Below are 17,767 nucleotides of genomic sequence, written 5' to 3'. Positions count from 1 at the left end.
TGTTTTTTATTTCATTTTATGGTGGTGTTATTTATTTGAATCCCACTCGGGAGGGATGTCTGTGTAATGCGATAGGCTTTTAATCATGGGGGCGTAGAATTTACTTAGCTCAAGCTTTAGTTCTTCAGGTATGCTCTTTTTTCCATTGGTAACATAAACTTTGTTTTCAACATTTTTCCAGAACTCCTTCTCTTTTTCAGGTGGGGGAGTGTCAAGAAAATCGTAAATTTCTTCTATGAATTTTTTTGGGTCCCGACTTATGTCTTCATATTTTAAAATAAGAGTTTTGTCGAGAAGGTCGCATTCTTCCAAGGCTTTTATGGTGTTTAGGTAGTTACTTCTAGCACCGACATCAGCTCCAGTGGTACATTCCTTAATTATTTTTTCTATGTTTCTGTCAATGGTTTCGATAAATTCTGAAACCCCACCCCTTTTCTTTTTGCCTTGGAGTAATCCTGACCAAGCCCTTTCTATAGGATCTCTTAATATAAATACTATTTTGATATTGTTCGCAATTTTTTTTATGTGGTTGAATCCATCACTCCCGATTACTGCATAATCAGGAGTGATATCCATTGCGTAGTTTTCTGGGTTTCTATTTTTTGTTATGGAGTGATACCAATCGTCATTTACTTCAGATAGTAACCAGTTAACCCTTTTGGCAAGGAGGTTTTTTCCATTGATTTTGTATTTTTCTTTTTTTTCAAGATCTTCTTTTTCCCCGTTTAGCCAGCCGGAAATGATGTTTTGTAACTCTAGCCCTCTCCTCTCTGTTATTTTTATAAAGTGATGCGCTCTCCAATTGTTCAGGTGGGGGCTGTCGCAGTGAATGTGATCAAAGTAATGTATTTCTTTGACGAAAGGACAGTGTGAGAACCTTTCATCCTTGCTCAAAACAGAGTATAGCCATGATGTTCCTGCTTTTTGCGCTCCAATACAGAGAAACAGGTTCTGTATCCGTTCCATGTTACAGTACCTCTCTTTCAAAATGCTCTTTCAGGAAGTTGGTCTGTCTGTGATAGCGTTCTTCGAGCATTTTTCGCAAAGGCTTACTCACACCTCCAGTCGCTTCTAGACTGTTGACCTTTTTCTTTACTACATTTGTGTACTTTTCGATACTCACATCAGTTTCAAGAAATTCCTGTAGCGCTGCGTGAGTCTTTTTCGGGCTCTTGAATAAGTCTTTGTAATAAAGGAATAATACATTATTGAAGTGTTTTTTGTATTTTTTGAGCGAAGTGTCATAGTCGTTGAGCTCATCCTGATGACGTAACCAATCACCTTCATTTTCGACGATGCTCGTTAGCTCGTCATTGAATTTCTCACTGGATGAGTCCGCGGCTTTTCTGCCATAGGCTTTGGAAAGCTTGAAGGACGAAATAAGGCGAGATACTGGGTCACGCGCTAGAAGAATTATTTTGGCATCTTTTCCCACTTCCCTACGCATATGCTGGATGCCTTCTTCCGGAAGTATCATATATTCTGGAGTGATTTCACCCAGCAAGGGATTGCCCATTAAGTTAGGGCGGAAGAGGTCCAAATAGTCGATTTGAGTGACAGGGTGCGTGCTAAGGAGATAATTGGTACGCAGATGATTCTTGAATCTTTTGTTCAAGAAGCCGAAGGAGTCTGCGTCAACGATTTTCTTCAAATCCCGGTTGAATTGTGTCCGGGAGAATTCTGTCAAAATACTTTGATGTCGAACGCCATATAGAGTGTCAAAGTAATGCAGCTCCTTGACGGGGTTCATGTAGATCGACGTACATTCGTCAAGAATACGATGGAGTAAGGTGGACCCAGCTCGCTGAGAGCCGATTCCAATTACGAATTTTGACATGTGGAGAGATACTCGCTGGCAAGAGTGTCAGTCTGGGTTTTGGCGAAAGAGATGTTCTGTATTGGAACAGGAGCTTTATAGGCTCTGACTGACGAGTTGACCTTTCTGATAACACCTTCCAATGCCGGTTGGTCTGGTTCAATCACATATCCGCCTACACCGTCCTGCACGTCCTCACCTATACCGCCCATGTTCGAGGCGACAACCCAGCAGCCACAGGCGGCTGCTTCGCGGGTGACGAGGCCATAGCTTTCGGGCCATGTGGAAGGTGCGAACAGTACATCGATTCGGCGGTAGAGGTCGACGATCTTGTCCTGACTCACACGTCCGATAAAGGTCACCGGCACTTTGCCCCAGTGTTCATGGGACACATAACCGTCTTCCCTCGAGTGATCGACGATCAGGAATTCCATATTGTCGGGCTGAGTCGCCATCACGGATTGTTTCAGCAACTGATAACCCTTGTGCTCAGACATACCGCCGATATGACCACCAACAACCTTGTCCGTATAGGAAGTGTCCTTGGGTGCCCATGGCATGTCGTCAGAGATCCCGTTGCGAATCACACGGATGTTGTGAATACCGTTCTTGCGGTAGATGGCGGCAAAGGCTTCTGACACCGTCAGCACTTCCTGTGCACTGCCCAGCAGAGACTTCAGATCCCTGCGGCGCTCGATAGAGGCGGCCAGGTCGATATTGGGAGGCAGCTCGATATTCTGATAAGGATCTGGGTGGCCGTCCGGATAGACCTTGCCATTGTGATCGACGAGGAACTGGAAGTCGGAAATCCACCAGGCATCATGGACTGTGACCAGGTAGGGAATCTGGCTGTCCCGTGCAGCTTCCACGATGGATGCCGTCAAGCGTTGGACACAATGGAAATGAATCAGGTCCGGTTTCTCGAGTTCAAGGAACTCGCCAAACAGGTTATACATCTCCGGGTCCTTGGGGTGCCAGTCCATATGCTCTCGCCACAATGTCGTGGCGCGGTAAACTCTTACACCATCGTGGTTGTAGACCATCATCTCGTGGGGAGTCCGGCACTCGACATCTGCGGTGAACACGCAGATATCAATGTCCTCGCCATAGTGCTTGCGCAGGGCCTTGAAGTTATCCGCCAGCACCCGAGTTGCACCGCCGATGGACTGCGGCGGGAAGAACACGTTGACCAGGGCGATCTTGCGCCTGGTCCGGGTTTCTGCCGCAGTTGTCGTCGAGGAAGCATGGCTCGGCAGAGCGCTGGCTTCCAGCTGGCTGACGAGATGACTTCCCAGTGTCTCGAGGCTGTATTCGTCCTTCACTCGTTGCATTGCCGCCTGGCCGATGGCTCGGCGCTTGGTTGGGCTCCCAACCAGTTCGCTTAGAGCGGTATACCAGTCCGAGGTTGTGGCAGCGATATAAGCGTCTTCACCATGGCGTATGACATCACGGTAGTTGGCGGTATCGCTCACCACTGAAGGTAACGCGAAGCAGGCGGCTTCGAACCACTTCAGTTCGCTCTTGCAGGCATTGATCTCATCGTCGTGCAGCACGGCGATGTTGATATCAGCCTGCTCCAGCAGTGACCAGTAGCCCTGGACGCTCTTGACCGGTGGCAGCTGCTTGAACTGGTCACCAAAGCGGTTGAGAAAGGCCTTGGGCAAGCGTAGGTAACCGACCACTACCAGACGTGCCTTGGGATTGTGCTCGAGGATGCGCTCTACAGCAGGTAGGGCAAGGTCGATGAAGTCACTGTTGTGCGCTTGAGTGCCGCTACCGTAGAAGATGTCGATTGTGTCTTTCTGGCGCTCGGGCTGGGGGCGGAACTGGTTGAGGTGGTCCAGCCCATTACGGTGCACCAGGCACTGGCCATCACGAACCAGCTTGGCCAGGTACTTGCGCAGCGGCTCGGTGGAGGCAATGCCCTGGCGGCATAGGCTGGCCGCAGCATTGAACAGTGCCATACCGCGAGTCAGGCCACGATAGGTCTCCAGCGAGACATAACCACCATAACTCTCGATGCCTGGCGGGTAGGCCGGATCGAAAATCAGATCGTCGATTTCATACAATCCCAGCTTACCAGTGGCATTCACCTGAGCAATGGCCTTGATGACCTTGGGCACGGCAGGGACGCGGTAGAAAATGACGATATCGTGCAATGCCAACGCATTGGAGTGCTGTTCCAGTTCGGTCCAGTCGATGGCTGTGGCCTGTTTGCCAACAGCTTCGAGTTGCTCGATCTTCTGGTTGATGCGATATCGCTCGCACTGCGCCACATGGTAATCACCGACGATCAGAATCCTGTCGGTATTGATCTTTCCCAGTGGAGGCAGTTCCAGTAACGAGGGGTTGCCCTGACCACGCAGATCGCGCTCAGGCCCCGGGCCACCAAACATGGGCAGGTAAGCGCGGTATAGGGTGGTGGCAAATTGTTTGGCCGCTGCGACCAGCTTCTCGCGCTCATTGGCGTCAACCCAACCCATCAGGGCTGCCTGGGTCGCTTGCCAGCATTGCTCGGCGACTTCTTCCAGCTTGTCGTGCTGTTGGCGAAAGGTTGGGTTGACTGCAATGCCTTCGGAAAGCGTCAACAGCGCTTCAGTATGCCGCTGCAGAGCCAGCAAACAGTTTGCGCGGTTGAAGAACAACCATTTGGGTGATTTGGGCAGCTCCAGCGCGGCATTGTAGTAGGTCAAGGCAATGCCATAGTGTCCCTCATCCAGGTAGCTGTTGCCCAACAGCTCCAATGCTTGGGGGTTAGGTGTAAACAGCAGACTAGCTTCCAACAGGGCTCGGCCTTCCCGGCGTTGCTGACAGCCCATGTAATGTTGGCCCAGGCGTAGATAGGCAGCATGGGTAGCTTCTGGAGTTGCGCCAAGGGCAAGAGCGGATACTTCCGTGCCGCGCAGGGTGCGAAGGACTCCTTCAGGTTCGATCTCGACCCCTTTTGCCGCACAACGGCGCAATACGTCACGCAGTGAGAATTGGTGTGGCAATACCTCGAAGGGTAGCAAGTTGCGTGCAGCCCACATTCTCAGTGAAGGGTAGCGTCCTTCCTTTTCACCGTATTCACGGTAGTGGTGCTCCGCGGCTTCGAGAGTACGAACTCCGTTGAGTTTCAGGTCGGGATATAGACACAGGTAGAATTCTGGATCCACGATGCTGCTATGAACGGGCAGAACGGGCTTCTGAGAGCTCTCTTCCATGAGCTGCCTAGGGTCCTTGACTACCTCGTTCACGGTGTTTTCCTTTGATATATCAGGCGATTGAATCACTTGGTGGTCTTCAGTCGTTACAGGTGTGGGCGTTCCATCGCCGAGAGGTGTTTGCCTTGAAAGCTGTGCAGCGTGCTCCGCCGAAGCAAGGCGACCTTCCGCATAGCCATGGCGATGCCAGTGTTGTTCCAGTTGCCTATCTTCGAGATCAGCCAGATCGGTATATCGATTGCGGTAGTAAACGTGATCGAATGGTATTGAATTGGATTCACTCTGGTCAGATTGGCCAGGGGGATTGTCGTCCCGGATTCCTCGCCGTTTCCAGATGCCGAGTAGGCTGCTCTTTGTACCCATCTATCTAGACCTCCTGACGTCTCAGAATGCCGGTGTAGTGGCGTAACTGGGGGCCTTGTTGAAGGCGAGTCCTTCGGCATCTTTCTGTGACAGCTGCGGATCGCCAACCAATTGCCAATCGATCGCCAGGTCCGGGTCGTCCCAGCGCATGCTGTATTCATCGCCGGGGGCGTAGTAGTCGGTGCACTTGTACTGGAACTCGGCACCCTCTGGGCTGGTGACGTAGAACCCATGAGCGAAACCGGGGGGAACCCACAGCATCTGCTTGTTGTCTGCGTTCAGCAGGGCACCGACCCACTGGCCGAAGGTCGGGCTGTCCTTGCGCATATCCACGGCAACATCGAATACCTCGCCTTGTGTCACTCGCACCAGCTTGCCCTGCGGTTGCCGCAACTGATAATGCAGGCCGCGCAGGATACCCTGCGCAGATCGACTGTGATTGTCCTGCACGAACTGGTAGTTACCACAGTGCTGCTCGAATTCGGATTGGCGAAAGGTTTCGAGAAAAAATCCGCGTTCGTCTCCAAAAACCTTGGGCGTCAGCAGTACCACGTCGGGAATGGCGAGGGGTTGATAATCCATGGTTTGCCTGTGTTCAGGGTGAGAAGGGCGCTAGAGAATGGTTTCCAGCAACTGTCTGGCATCATGAATCAGCGCATCAAGGTGCACCTCATCGCGGAAGCTCTCGGCGTAGAGCTTGTAGAGGGCTTCGGTACCGCTGGGGCGCGCGGCGAACCACCCACTGTCGGTTTCTACCTTGACACCGCCGATGCCGGCGCCATTGCCGGGTGCCGTGGTGAGGACGCGCAGTGGCGTTTCACCTGCCAACTGGCGGCTCGCGATGCCTTCGCTGTCGAGTGTCTTGAAAGCCGCTTTCTGCTGGGCATCGCATGGGCTGTCGATGCGACGATAGCTGGGCGTGCCGTGGGCACGGGTGAGGGCGGCGTAGCGCTGGCTCGGGCTTTCGCCAGTGACGGCAGTGATTTCCGCCGCCAGCAGGCACAGTGCAATGCCATCCTTGTCCGTGGACCAGGCGTTGCCGTCATGGGTCAGCAGACTGGCACCGGCGCTTTCTTCACCGCCGAACGCCAGCCACCCCTGGTAAAGGCCATCGACGAACCACTTGAAGCCAACCGGGACTTCGTAAAGCTCACGCTGATGGGACGCCACGACGCGGTCAAGGAGTGACGATGACACCAGTGTCTTGCCGATCTTGAGCTCGCTGGACCATTGGGGGCGATGGGTGAGCAGGTAGTCGATGGCGACCGCCAGGTAATGATTGGGATTCATCAAGCCGGCAGCATCGACAATGCCGTGACGGTCCGCGTCGGGATCGTTGCCGAAGCCCAGATCGAAGCGTTCCTTGATCGCCAACAGGTTGGCCATGGCCGCGGAACTGGAACAGTCCATGCGGATCTTGCCGTCATGATCCGGTGGCATGAAGTTGAACGTTTCATCGATGCTGGGGTTGACCACTTCCAGTTCAAGATCGTACTGCTGCTTGATGGCCTGCCAGATGGGCAGCGCAGTGCCGCCCATCGGATCGACGCCCAGGCGCAGTCCACTGGCGCGGATGGCTGTCATGTCGATGACCTCACCCAGCCGGGCAACATAGTCGCCGATCAAATCCTGCTGTTCGAGATCAGCCTGCGCTTCGCTATCCGCCAGGCGCTGGATGCCTTCGCCGCCAGCAGTAATGTACTGGTTGGCTCGTTGTTCGATCCAACTGGTGATATCACCTTCTGCCGGACCACCGTGGGGGGCGTTGTACTTGATGCCTCCATCCTGGGGAGGGTTGTGGGATGGCGTAATAATCAAGCCATCCGCCAACTGCTCGGTGCGATCACTGTTGTAATGCAGAATCGAGTGGCTGATGACAGGCGTGGCCAACACCTCATCGTCAGTGGCGATGATGGTGCGTATATGGTTGGCTCGCAGCACCTGCACGGCGGTATGCCAGGCCGGGCGGGACAGCGCATGAGTATCGCGGCCCAGAAACAACGGACCGCTGATGCCGGCATGTGAGCGGTAATCCACAACCGCCTGGCTGATGGCTGCAATATGCAAGTCATTGAAGGTGGTGTTCAGTGCTGTACCACGATGACCAGAAGTGCCGAACTGGACCTGTTGTTCGGCGTTGCCCTTGTCGGGAGTTGCATCGTGATATGCCGCCAGCAGGGCTTCAATTGAATGGTCACTCATATGCTATCGAACCTCGAGAAGTGACAGAAATTCATGCGGTTACTAGAGAAATCAAGAAGTCAGTGCTGGGGTCATTGATCCGGTCGCTGCCGTCGTCCTGCTTATCGGTCAGCGTGCGGTAGATACCCTGTGCCAGCAACTTGCCCAGCTCAACGCCTGGTTGGTCAAAGGGGTTGATCCCCCACAGCACCGATTGAACGAAAACCTTGTGTTCATACATGGCCAACAGTGCGCCAAGGTTCCACGGCGTCAATTCATCAATCAATAGCAGAGTATTGGGCTGGTTACCGCGATAGCCCCGCGCCATGTGGTCCTTGAGGGATGCCGGAATGGCATCGTCGCCCAGCGCCATCAGCTGTGCCTGAGCGAGGCAGTTGGCCAGGGTCAGGTTGTGCTGGTCCTGAAGAGGGCCCTGCAGGTTGGAGGGGGCCTGATGATGGCGGCGGCGTACGGCAAGGAAGTCGGCACTGACGGTATGTGAACCTTGATGCAGCAACTGATAGAAGGCGTGTTGGCCATTGGGGCCAACATCACCCCATAGAATCGGGCAGGTGGGGTGATCGACACCCTTGCCGCTGATATCGACGCTCTTGCCGTTGGATTCCATCTCCAACTGCTGAAGGTAGTCGGGGAGACAGTCGAGACGGCCGTCATACGGTAGCACCGCGTGGCTGGGGATGTTCAGCCATTGGCAGTTCCAGGCACCGACCAGTGCCAGGAGTGCGGGCAGGTTTTCGCGAGTTGGCGTCTCGAGGAAATGTCGATCCATCGCATGGGCCCCGGCCAACAACTCGTTGAAAGCGGGCATGCCAATGTGAATCGCGAGGCTGATGCCGATCGGTGACCACAGAGAAAAGCGCCCGCCAACACCTTCGGCAAAGACCAACTGGTGGTCCTCGGGGATGCCGAATTCGCTCATCCTTGCCGGACGCGCTGAAACGCCAATCAACTGCTGCTCACAGACCTGATCGACGCTCACCTCCAGCGAGCTGGCCAGCCAGGCCAATGCCGTATTCAGGTTGAACTGGGTATCGGCAGTGGTGAAGGACTTGGAGGCCAAAACCAGCAGGGTCGATGCCGGATCAAGCCGTTGCATCAGAGGCACGAGCTGAGTGGCATCCATGGTCGATACAAAATGTACCGCGACCTCGTCCTGAGGATGCGTTTCCTGCAGCGCCTGACTGACGAGACGTGGTCCGAGATCGGAGCCACCTACACCGATATGAATCACATCGCGGACCGGCTGACCGGTGATGCCTCGCCAGTGACCGCTGCGAACCTTCTCTACCAGGGCTGCCATTCGACGGCGCTGCTGCTGGGCGAAGGTCACCTGATCTTCAGCACCCTGTTCTTCCGCACCCGGTGGGGCCGGTCGCTCCTGGGGCCAACGTAACATGGGATGCAACGCGGGCCGATGTTCAGAGGGATTGACGATGGAACCGGCAAACAACCTGCGGCGCTGTTCCTGAAGACCTCGGCTATCTGCCCAGCTGGCCAGCAGTCTCAGGGTTTCTGGCTGCCAGCGTTGCTTCGAAAGGTCAACGTGCCACCCGCAGAAGCGTGCACTCAACTGCTCTGCGCGTTGGCTATCCGACATCAGGTCGGACAATGACACCTCGCGCAACTGTGAGGCCTGTAGCTTCAACTGCTGCTGTATCTGAGCGACCTGGCCTTCGGCAATTGCCAACGATTCCATGTCTCCCTCCTTGATCAGTATCAGTCGACCAGAACGCTCAATTTTCAGGTGTAGCCTGAGGGCGACGGTGTTGCTTGAGCAGGCGCTTCAGGTACTTGCCATAGCCTGTCTTTTTCAGCTCATTGGCCTGTTCCAGCAGGTATTCATCAGTGATCCAACCTTGAGTCCAGGCGATTTCCTCGAGACAGGCGATCTTCAGGCCCTGACGGTGCTCGATGGTCTGTACGTACTGAGAGGCTTCGAGCAGACTGTCGTGAGTACCGGTATCGAGCCACGCAAACCCACGGCCCAGGCGTTCGACCTCCAGGTCGCCACGATCCAGATACGCATTGTTGACACAGGTGATTTCCAGTTCGCCACGTTCCGAGGGCTCGACGGACCTGGCAATCTCTACCACGTCGTTGTCGTAGAAATAGAGCCCGGTTACTGCATAGGAGGACTTGGGCTTGTCCGGCTTCTCCTCGATGGAAAGCGCCTTGCCTTCCTCATTGAACTCAACGACCCCGAAGCGCTCCGGGTCCTTCACCAGGTAACCGAATACAGTGGAGCCGCGTGTCTTTTCGGAGGCGCGGCGTAGCTGTTCCGTGAAGTGCTGACCATGGAAGATGTTGTCGCCCAACACCAGGCATACCGGGTCGTCACCAATGAACTCTTCACCGATGATAAAGGCCTGTGCCAATCCGTCGGGGCTGGGCTGTTCAGCATACTGTAAACGAATACCGAACTGCTCTCCGCTGCCCAGCAGATTGCTGTACTGAGGTAGGTCTTCGGGGGTGGAAATGATCAGAATATCGCGAATACCCGCCAGCATCAGCACCGAAAGCGGGTAGTAGATCATCGGCTTGTCATATACTGGCAGCAGTTGTTTGGATACGCCGCGGGTTATTGGGTGTAGACGAGTGCCGGAGCCACCGGCAAGGATGATGCCTTTACGATTCATAAGTGCGATCTCAGGTTGATGGACGAAGGAGCCACCACGATACCCAGACGCAAATGAACAGCGCATGAGTGTGAAAGCGGAATGAAGTGGCAGCCCATGGCCTGTTGTTGGATAGCCCACTTGGGCGTGGGTGATGCTGGGCGGCTACGAAAATCAGCCGAGGTGCTCCGAGAGCGTCAGCGATAGCTGTGAACGCCAGTCGGGTAGTTGAATGCCGAGAGCCTGCTCGAGCCGAGAGAGGTCGAGGCGCGAGTTCAGCGGACGAGTTGCGGGAGTAGGGTACTCAGAGGTGGGAATGGCAGTTACCCGATCACGGGCGATAGATAGCTCCACGCCCAGCAAACTTGCCTGGTCGAAGATCTCGCAGGCAAACCCATGCCAGCTGGTCTGGCCTCTTGGCGCGAGATGATAGAGCCCTTTGATGGCGGGGTTCTGCTGGTAGCGACGAATGGCTTGAGCCGTAACCTCGGCAATCAACCTGGCAGGGGTCGGCGCACCGATCTGGTCGCCAACGATGGTCAGCTGTTGCTTGTCTTTGCCCAGGCGCAGCATGGTCTTCATGAAGTTGTGGCCACGCGCGCTGTAGACCCAACTGGTGCGGAAGATCAGATAGTCGCAGCCACTGGCTTGAATCGCAGCATCTCCGGCCAGTTTGCTTTGCCCATAGACTGACAGTGGACCTGTCGGGTCCTCCTCCTGCCAGGCATGATCGCCATTGCCGGGATACACATAGTCGCTGGAATAGTGCACCAGTAGCACACTCTGCTGCGCGCAATAGTCCGCCAGTAAGGCGGGCAGATCAGCGTTGAGAGCGGTCGCTAGCGCAACGTCTTCCTCGGCCTTGTCGACGGCGGTGTAAGCGGCGGCGTTGACCACCATCTCGGGCTGGTGCTCTGCCAGGTAGTGAGTCACGGCAGCGCTGTTGCTCAAGTCCAACTGCTGGCGCGTCGGTGCCAGGCACTTTCCCATGGAGCTGAGATAGCGCTGCAGCTCATGGCCGACCTGGCCGTTGACGCCGAGTAGAAGCCACTTCATATCATCCCTCCCTGGGTTTATGAAAATGAGGTGTATGTACCGATGATTGCTGAAATATCAGAACTGTTGTATTACCAGAACTGTTGTATTACCAGGACTGCTGGAGTTACAGAGTTATTGAAGTTGTGAAGATTATTGGAGTTACAATGATTGTTGGAGTTGTGAGGGTTGTTTGAGTCGTAAGAGTTGTTTGAGCCTCAAGAGCTGTTGGTGTTGCGAAGCGCGCTGGAATCACGGAGCGACTGCGGTGCCCATGCGTTCGCCCTGGTAGCTGCCGTCCTGGACACGCTGCCACCACGACCTGTTCTCCAGGTACCACTGCACTGTCTTGCGCAGCCCTGACTCGAAGGTTTCCTCGGGCGTCCAGCCCAGCTCGCGCTCGATCTTGCTGGCATCGATGGCATAGCGCAGATCGTGACCGGGACGGTCCTGCACGTAGGTGATCAGGTCCGTGTAGTGCTCAACGCCTGCTGGCTTGGCAGGAGCCAGTTCCTCGAGTAGAGAACAGAGCGTTTGAACGACTTCGATGTTCTGCTTCTCGTTATGGCCACCGATGTTATAGGTCTCACCGTTGGCCCCTTCCAGTGCGACCTTGATCAGTGCACGGGCATGATCCTCGACATATAGCCAGTCGCGTACCTGCTTGCCATCTCCGTACACCGGCAGCGCCTTGCCTGCCAGGGCATTGAGAATCATCAGCGGGATCAGTTTTTCCGGGAAGTGATACGGTCCGTAGTTGTTGGAACAGTTGGTGATCACCACCGGGAGGCCATAGGTCCTGCCCCAGGCACGCACCAGGTGATCTGAGCTGGCCTTGCTCGCTGAGTACGGTGAACTGGGAGCGTACGCTGTGGTTTCGGTGAATAGCTCGTCGGGACCTTCCAGATCGCCGTAGACCTCATCGGTGGAGATATGATGGAAGCGGAATCCCTCGGCCTTGGCGGGCGCTACTTTTTTCAGATTGCTCCAATAACCACGTGCGGCTTCGAGCAATTGGTAGGTGCCGATGATATTGGTCTCGATAAACGCAGCGGGGCCATCGATGGAACGGTCGACGTGACTCTCTGCCGCGAGATGCATCACCACATCCGGTTGGAACTCGGCGAATAGACGACCCAGATGCTCTCGGTCACAGATATCGGCCTGCACGAAGTGATAGTTCGGGTTGCCTTCGACATCGCTGAGAGACTCAACGTTACCTGCATAGGTGAGCTTGTCGAGATTGATGACGCGGGTATCGCCACGACGGATCAGTTCGCGCACAACAGCGGAGCCGATAAAGCCAGCGCCACCGGTCACAATAACGGTCTTGGTTGCAGTAGAAGTCACATTCACTCCCTGTGAATAGGTGTTGAAAGCTCGGGTTGAAAGCTCTGGTTCAAAAATCTGGTTAAAAGCTCTGGTGGAACGCTCAGAGCTTGAAGGCGATAGCGTCAGTCGCGATGATCGCGCACGATCAGAATCAGCATATTGGCGATAAAGGCGAGGAATAGCGTCACGAGCGCGAATACTGCTGCGTTGTATAGTCGTTTCGGGCTGGTGGAATATTCCGGGTACAGCGGACTCTGCAACACGCTGACTTGCTTGAGCTTGCGTGCCGCCTCGATGCGGGTACTTTCCAGTGCGGCAAGTGCGCTGGAGTAGGTTTCCTGTGCAAACTGTGCTTTCAGCTCCAGCGTCTGGTATTCCGAGGCAGTGCGATTGAGAGAATTGCCGGCGGCTTGAGCCAGACGGTTTCGTTCCTGTTCGATCTGGTCGCGTACCGCATTGATCTCACTGTTGACCTTGACAAAATCGGAAGAGCGTTCGCTGGCATAGCTGGATAGCGCGCTGCGCCTGGCCTGTAGTGTTGCCAACTCACCTTGCAGGGTTGCTATCACCTGGCTGAGGCTTTCGACGGTTCCGGTCGGTGACACCAGGCCATGTTCGTTCTGATAGGTGAGCAGATTGGCTCGTGCGCTATCCAACTGGTCGTTCAAGCGGTCGACCTGGACTTCGAGAAATTCTACCTGTTCGGCGGCCAGGCGTTGGCCCATCTCATTCATGTGCTGCTCACCGGCTTTCAGCAACAGCTCTGCCATCTGATGGGCGAACTCCGGAGTGAAGCCCTGCACTTCGATATCGAGGACGCCAGAATACTCATCCATCTCCACCGAGACACGTTTAAGGTAGTAGTCGTGCAATTCCTCGATGGGTGCGTCCTTGTCCCATAGTGAGGAAAACAGATCACCATGCTCCGAGTAGTGCTGGCGAAAGTCGAGCTGCTGTAGCACTTGTTTGAGCATATCGACCGAGAGCAGGTACTCACGTAACAGCAACAAGTCACCATTCTGCTGGCTGCCTGTCAGCAAGCTTGAAAAGCTGATTTCGGGGGCGGCAATCTGCGGACTCTCCAATACCACCGTGGCACGAGAGACATAACGGTCATCGGCCCATACCAGCCAGTAGAAGCTCACCAACAGGATGGCCAAAGCGGCTAGTGCCCAATGCGGGTGGCGCTTAGCCAACGACATAGCGGTCTTGGTAGTTGGGTTTGCTGGTGAAGTGAGCATCAAGTGTCGGTCTCTTTATCTGCTAGTCGCTTCTGGATGGCCACAATGACGCTGTGCCACTGTTCCCGGGCTACTCGGAAGGCACTGCCATAGATCTTGCGTTCGGAGGAAGGGATATCGGGCCTCTGGGCAGCTTCCATATCTTCCTTGGCCTGCTCAAACGCCTTGCGGCGCTCAATGCGCAACGCATGCAGTTGTTGCAGGCTAAGTGAATCAAGGCTTTCGTTTGGTTCAGCCAACCCTTGGCTCTCTTGGGAAGGGTCGATATCCGCGTGATAAGCTTTGATGGCATCATCGATATCGTTATACCACTGGGCTTGGCCGTCCTTGAGATAGATACCCGATTGGCACAGGTCACGCAGAATACCTTCGCTATGGGAGACCATAATTAGACTGGCCTCACCAACCTTGTCTTTGAAGGCTTTGGTTGCCTTGGCCTTGAAAGAGCGGTCTCCGACAGCGGTGGCTTCGTCCGATAGATAGATATCGAAGTCGAAGGCCAATGATAGTCCGAAATTGAGGCGTGCGCGCATCCCCGAGGAATAGGTCCTGATGGGATCGTCGAACGCGGAGCCGATCTCGGCGAAGGTCTCGACATCATCAATAATTCGCTGAATATCCTGGTTGTTGCCATGTACTCGGGCAACAAACTTGACATTCTGGCGGCCGGTCATCGAGCCCTGAAAGCCTCCGCTCAAGCCAATTGGCCAGGAAACTCGCGCATGACGAACGATTTCACCTCGTTCTGGAGTGTCCATGCCGGCGATCAAGCGGAGCAAGGTGGATTTCCCTGCACCGTTGCGACCAAGTAGACCGACGCTGATGCCTTCCGGGATCATCAAGTTGATGTCCCTGAGCACCCAGTCACTGTCTTGGTGATTATGGTAACGCTTGAATAAATGGCGAATTTCGATCATTTGGCTTTCAACTTATCGCGAAAGCGCATATGCAGGAGCAAACCTAGCGTGATGGTCGAGAGCACCCACATCCAGAAGTAGGTCATGCTGGTGCCATGCACCATATGGTAGCCATCGAAGAAGGCATGACGCAGTGACTCCAGGCCATGCACAATCGGGTTGAGCATCAGATACTCAAGTATCCAGTGTGGTAAGCGATTGAGAGGGAAGATAACTCCAGAAAGAATCAGTAGTGGCATGCTGATCATGCGCACTACGATGGCGACCTCTGCCACCAGAGTACCTAGCACCGATACGATCAAACCAAGACCCAATCCCAGTGCCCACAGGGATAGCCAACCGGCCATGGCCAATAACGCATGATCGGGGAAAATGTCCACATCAAGCATTAGAGCGCCAGCGATGAATAACATGAAGACCAAGGTGCGCAACATGCCTTCAAGAAAGTTACGCACCAGCACCGGGTCGATGGGCTGGACCTGACGATAGGCAAACAAGGCCCGGTTGGCGGTGACTGCTCCGAGCCCTCGTATCATTCCTTCCCTGACCAGAAAGAAGCCCATCATTCCTACGACCATCCACGGAATGAAAGAGGCGCCAACAATCAGGCGATCACCACTTATAAAGCTGCGCATGGTGACCATGATCAAGGTGAAGGCCATGGGTTCGGCAATCATCCAGAACCAGCCCATGCGGTCGGACATGGTGCGCGAAATCGCCTCACGCATAAACATGGCGTACCAGACGCTGCACGTGACAGCCCAGGCGGAGCGGGCTCCACCTGGCTGGGAGTGTTGCTGGAAGTGCTGCTCTGCCATTAGAGGTCCAGGGCTACCTTGGTGGCTACGGCGATCTGATAGAGGATCTGAGAAATGCTGGTGGCCAGCTGGATATTCTTGGTCGGCACTTCCGGCATGACCAGAATCTCGTCGCCAGGCCGCAGTGAGATGTCGTCGGCATCGCGTACGGCGCCGTTCTGGCGCATCACCAGAATGTTGTCATCATCACCACGCTGGGTCAGGCCACCGGCATTCTCGATGTAATCGCTGACGCTCATGCCATCGCGGAACACCGTTGCCTGGGGCACGACTACTTCACCGCTGACCAGAATGGAGTCGGTGATTTCAGGGATGGTAATCACATCGCCATCCTGCAGGCGAACATCACTGATACCGTCCTGGTGAGCGACCACAAGACGCCCGCTGGGCTCAAGGTTGCGGGCACGTGCGACGAACTTCTGGATAAGCTCCGCTTCGCGGACGCGAATCTGAGCTTCCTCGTTGGTCTGGGATGAGGCGCCGAGATACGTGGTTTCCAGCCGGCGCAAGCTTTCCTGCAGTGCTGCTGCTTGCTGAGTCGCGACACTCTCGCGTTTGATCGAGACGCTTTCTACGGCTGTCATGTCAGCAGGCACAGAGACCGCGTCGAGGAACTCACCCAGGCGCGCGTCACGAGGTAGTGCGTAACGTGCCGGGCCAAAGAAACTGCCTTCCAGAGTTACCACAATGCTTTCCGCACGTTGGTCCGAACTGTACAGGACTTCGTCACCGCTCTGGACGCTGAGTGTATTGAACTCGCTCAACGGCACATAGGTCGCGAGGGGACCAGAGCTGCGGTCGCCACGCAACAACACATGGGATACACCGCTCTGTAAACGTGCCAGTTCGGTAATCTCGGCCCCTGACAGATGTGAGCCAAGCAGTTCATAGCGATATTCCCGGTTCACATCACCGGTAACGGCAATCGCAGGGCCACGTTCCTCGACCACGATGGTGTCACCATCGCGGAACTGATAGTTCGGTAGCTGGCCTGTGAGCAGGAAATTATAGAGGTCAATCGTGTCGACAGTACTGCCATTACGCATTATGCGAATGTTGCGGTAGCTGCCGAGGTCGTTGTCGATACCGCTGGCCTGGTCGAGGAAGTACAGCACCGAGTCGGAAGGTGTACCCGAATACCGTCCAGGGCTTTCGACATAGCCAGTGACGAATACTCCCACCGGCTGTACGCCCTGCAGGTTGGTATAGACCTCGACATTATCGGGGTAGACGCTCTTTATCGCCTGACGAACTCGAGCATCCAGTTCGCTATTGGTCACACCCTGGACCTGAAGCGGACCGATCGAGGGAATGAAGATGTTGCCCTGAGCATCCACTGGCATGACGCGATCGAGTTCGACTGCTCCCCAGAGCTGTACGGTAATCTGGTCGCCGGGTTTGACTCGATAGGAACTGTTCAGGCCATCCGCCATGTTGCCGCGGAAGCCCCCTTCGAACAGGTTGGAACCAAACGGTGGCAAGCTGTCAGCGTCTGTACGAGGGGTAGCCGCTGCCGGACCGGGCCCGTAGTTGGCACTCGACCAATCGGCACGCGGTGAGCTGTCTATCGACTGACTGGTGGCTTCAGCCTGCTCGGACTCGGGAAGGACTTCGCCGGGCTGGGTAACGCTTTGGGCGAATACGCTGGTGGCCAGCGTGGCACAGGTACAGAAGGCTGCGAGCCGTGAGAGCTTGTGAAGAGAGCGAATACTACTCATCGTGCGTTCTCCGTTCCATTCAGCAAAGCCGTGACACGACGGCGAGACACCCATCCGCTTGGCGTCTCACAGGCGACGAGCGCGCGTTGCTCGCCTGTGCTGAGGCTCAAGGCGGTAAGGTGACGGCAGGCGCGGCCACTAGCGGCGCGATAGGACGGTTCTGCCTGGAGCTCTATATTGGCCCCCCAGGGGCTGGAGGCAAGATTGAGTACCTCATGGGCTGAGGAACCGGAGAGAAATCCGTTGAGCGTTTCATCCAGTGGGCGGCCTTGCTGTTCACCGAGGATGATGGAGCCTGAGCCACCTCCCGCCTGATGGCTGGGAACGGCGCAACCCACGAGCAGCATCAACAGCATGCCGACTCCTGCGAGCCGGACAAACCGATAATACGAGTTGTTTGGCATGAAGGTACCTGAAGAAGCCGGTTGGTGATGAAACCAATCGAATATAACGCCAACTGGATGGGTTTTTAACCAGTGGCGGAAAGATGAGGGCAGGCTGACGGGG

Annotated in this window: 15 protein-coding genes; 1 reads left to right on the top strand and 14 read right to left on the bottom strand. The window is 55.1% G+C overall.

All coding sequences use genetic code 11. The features are described from left to right. Positions 1 to 27: 27 nt before the first annotated feature. From AR456_RS16625 to AR456_RS16615, 3 genes are read right to left on the bottom strand one after another with little or no spacing between them, the layout of a single operon-like run. Positions 28 to 966 (bottom strand): sulfotransferase domain-containing protein, encoded by a 939-nt coding sequence (locus AR456_RS16625; protein ID WP_021818202.1) that lies wholly within the window; start codon positions 964 to 966, stop codon positions 28 to 30. 1 nt (position 967) lies between these two features. Beyond that, entirely contained in the window at positions 968 to 1,837 is an 870-nt protein-coding gene (locus tag AR456_RS16620) for a sulfotransferase domain-containing protein (RefSeq protein WP_081694613.1), read from the bottom strand. After that, positions 1,822 to 4,971, bottom strand: coding sequence for a glycosyltransferase (locus AR456_RS16615; RefSeq protein WP_202903930.1), 3,150 nt, complete (start codon positions 4,969 to 4,971; stop codon positions 1,822 to 1,824). The genes AR456_RS16620 and AR456_RS16615 overlap by 16 nt, the downstream gene beginning before the upstream one ends. Before the next feature lie 189 nt (positions 4,972 to 5,160). Between AR456_RS16615 and AR456_RS21705 the strand changes: the two genes are divergently transcribed. Continuing rightward, a complete protein-coding gene (locus AR456_RS21705) occupies positions 5,161 to 5,289 on the top strand; it encodes a hypothetical protein (protein WP_257721107.1) in 129 nt (42 codons plus the stop codon). A gap of 114 nt (positions 5,290 to 5,403) precedes the next feature. On the opposite strand, the gene rfbC is transcribed toward AR456_RS21705, so the two are convergent. The 11 genes from rfbC to AR456_RS21440 form a co-directional block, all read right to left on the bottom strand. Then, positions 5,404 to 5,964: a dTDP-4-dehydrorhamnose 3,5-epimerase gene (rfbC, locus tag AR456_RS16610; protein WP_021818206.1), complete on the bottom strand. Its 561-nt coding sequence runs from the start codon at positions 5,962 to 5,964 to the stop codon at positions 5,404 to 5,406. A gap of 30 nt (positions 5,965 to 5,994) precedes the next feature. Then, positions 5,995 to 7,584: a phosphoglucomutase (alpha-D-glucose-1,6-bisphosphate-dependent) gene (gene pgm / locus AR456_RS16605; protein ID WP_021818207.1), complete on the bottom strand. Its 1,590-nt coding sequence runs from the start codon at positions 7,582 to 7,584 to the stop codon at positions 5,995 to 5,997. Positions 7,585 to 7,615: 31 nt separating this feature from the next. After that, the gene (gene pgi / locus AR456_RS16600; RefSeq protein ID WP_021818208.1) at positions 7,616 to 9,280 is read right to left on the bottom strand and encodes a glucose-6-phosphate isomerase; all 1,665 of its coding nucleotides are present in this window, start codon (positions 9,278 to 9,280) and stop codon (positions 7,616 to 7,618) included. Positions 9,281 to 9,317: 37 nt separating this feature from the next. Next, positions 9,318 to 10,220 (bottom strand): glucose-1-phosphate thymidylyltransferase RfbA, encoded by a 903-nt coding sequence (gene rfbA / locus AR456_RS16595; protein ID WP_021818209.1) that lies wholly within the window; start codon positions 10,218 to 10,220, stop codon positions 9,318 to 9,320. Positions 10,221 to 10,373: 153 nt separating this feature from the next. Continuing rightward, the gene (gene rfbD / locus AR456_RS16590; RefSeq protein WP_021818210.1) at positions 10,374 to 11,255 is read right to left on the bottom strand and encodes a dTDP-4-dehydrorhamnose reductase; all 882 of its coding nucleotides are present in this window, start codon (positions 11,253 to 11,255) and stop codon (positions 10,374 to 10,376) included. Positions 11,256 to 11,486: 231 nt separating this feature from the next. Continuing rightward, complete coding sequence (rfbB, locus tag AR456_RS16585) at positions 11,487 to 12,584, bottom strand: dTDP-glucose 4,6-dehydratase (protein ID WP_021818211.1); 1,098 nt, start codon at positions 12,582 to 12,584, stop codon at positions 11,487 to 11,489. A 104-nt stretch (positions 12,585 to 12,688) separates the two neighbouring features. After that, entirely contained in the window at positions 12,689 to 13,768 is a 1,080-nt protein-coding gene (locus AR456_RS16580; protein WP_031207397.1) for a KpsE/RkpR family capsule polysaccharide export protein, read from the bottom strand. 38 nt (positions 13,769 to 13,806) lie between these two features. Beyond that, complete coding sequence (locus tag AR456_RS16575; RefSeq protein ID WP_021818213.1) at positions 13,807 to 14,724, bottom strand: ABC transporter ATP-binding protein; 918 nt, start codon at positions 14,722 to 14,724, stop codon at positions 13,807 to 13,809. After that, entirely contained in the window at positions 14,721 to 15,542 is an 822-nt protein-coding gene (locus tag AR456_RS16570) for an ABC transporter permease (RefSeq protein WP_021818214.1), read from the bottom strand. The genes AR456_RS16575 and AR456_RS16570 overlap by 4 nt, the downstream gene beginning before the upstream one ends. After that, on the bottom strand, positions 15,542 to 17,260 hold the full coding sequence (locus AR456_RS16565) for a polysaccharide biosynthesis/export family protein (RefSeq protein WP_021818215.1): 1,719 nt from the start codon (positions 17,258 to 17,260) through the stop codon (positions 15,542 to 15,544). Before AR456_RS16565 ends, AR456_RS16570 begins: the two co-directional genes overlap by 1 nt. Next, positions 17,257 to 17,616, bottom strand: coding sequence for a DVU3141 family protein (locus AR456_RS21440; RefSeq protein WP_021818216.1), 360 nt, complete (start codon positions 17,614 to 17,616; stop codon positions 17,257 to 17,259). Before AR456_RS21440 ends, AR456_RS16565 begins: the two co-directional genes overlap by 4 nt. Between the last annotated feature and the right edge of the window lie 151 nt (positions 17,617 to 17,767).

The sequence above is a fragment of the Halomonas huangheensis genome (assembly GCF_001431725.1).
Taxonomy (GTDB): domain Bacteria; phylum Pseudomonadota; class Gammaproteobacteria; order Pseudomonadales; family Halomonadaceae; genus Halomonas; species Halomonas huangheensis.
This window is presented reverse-complemented; position numbering and strand designations above follow the sequence as displayed.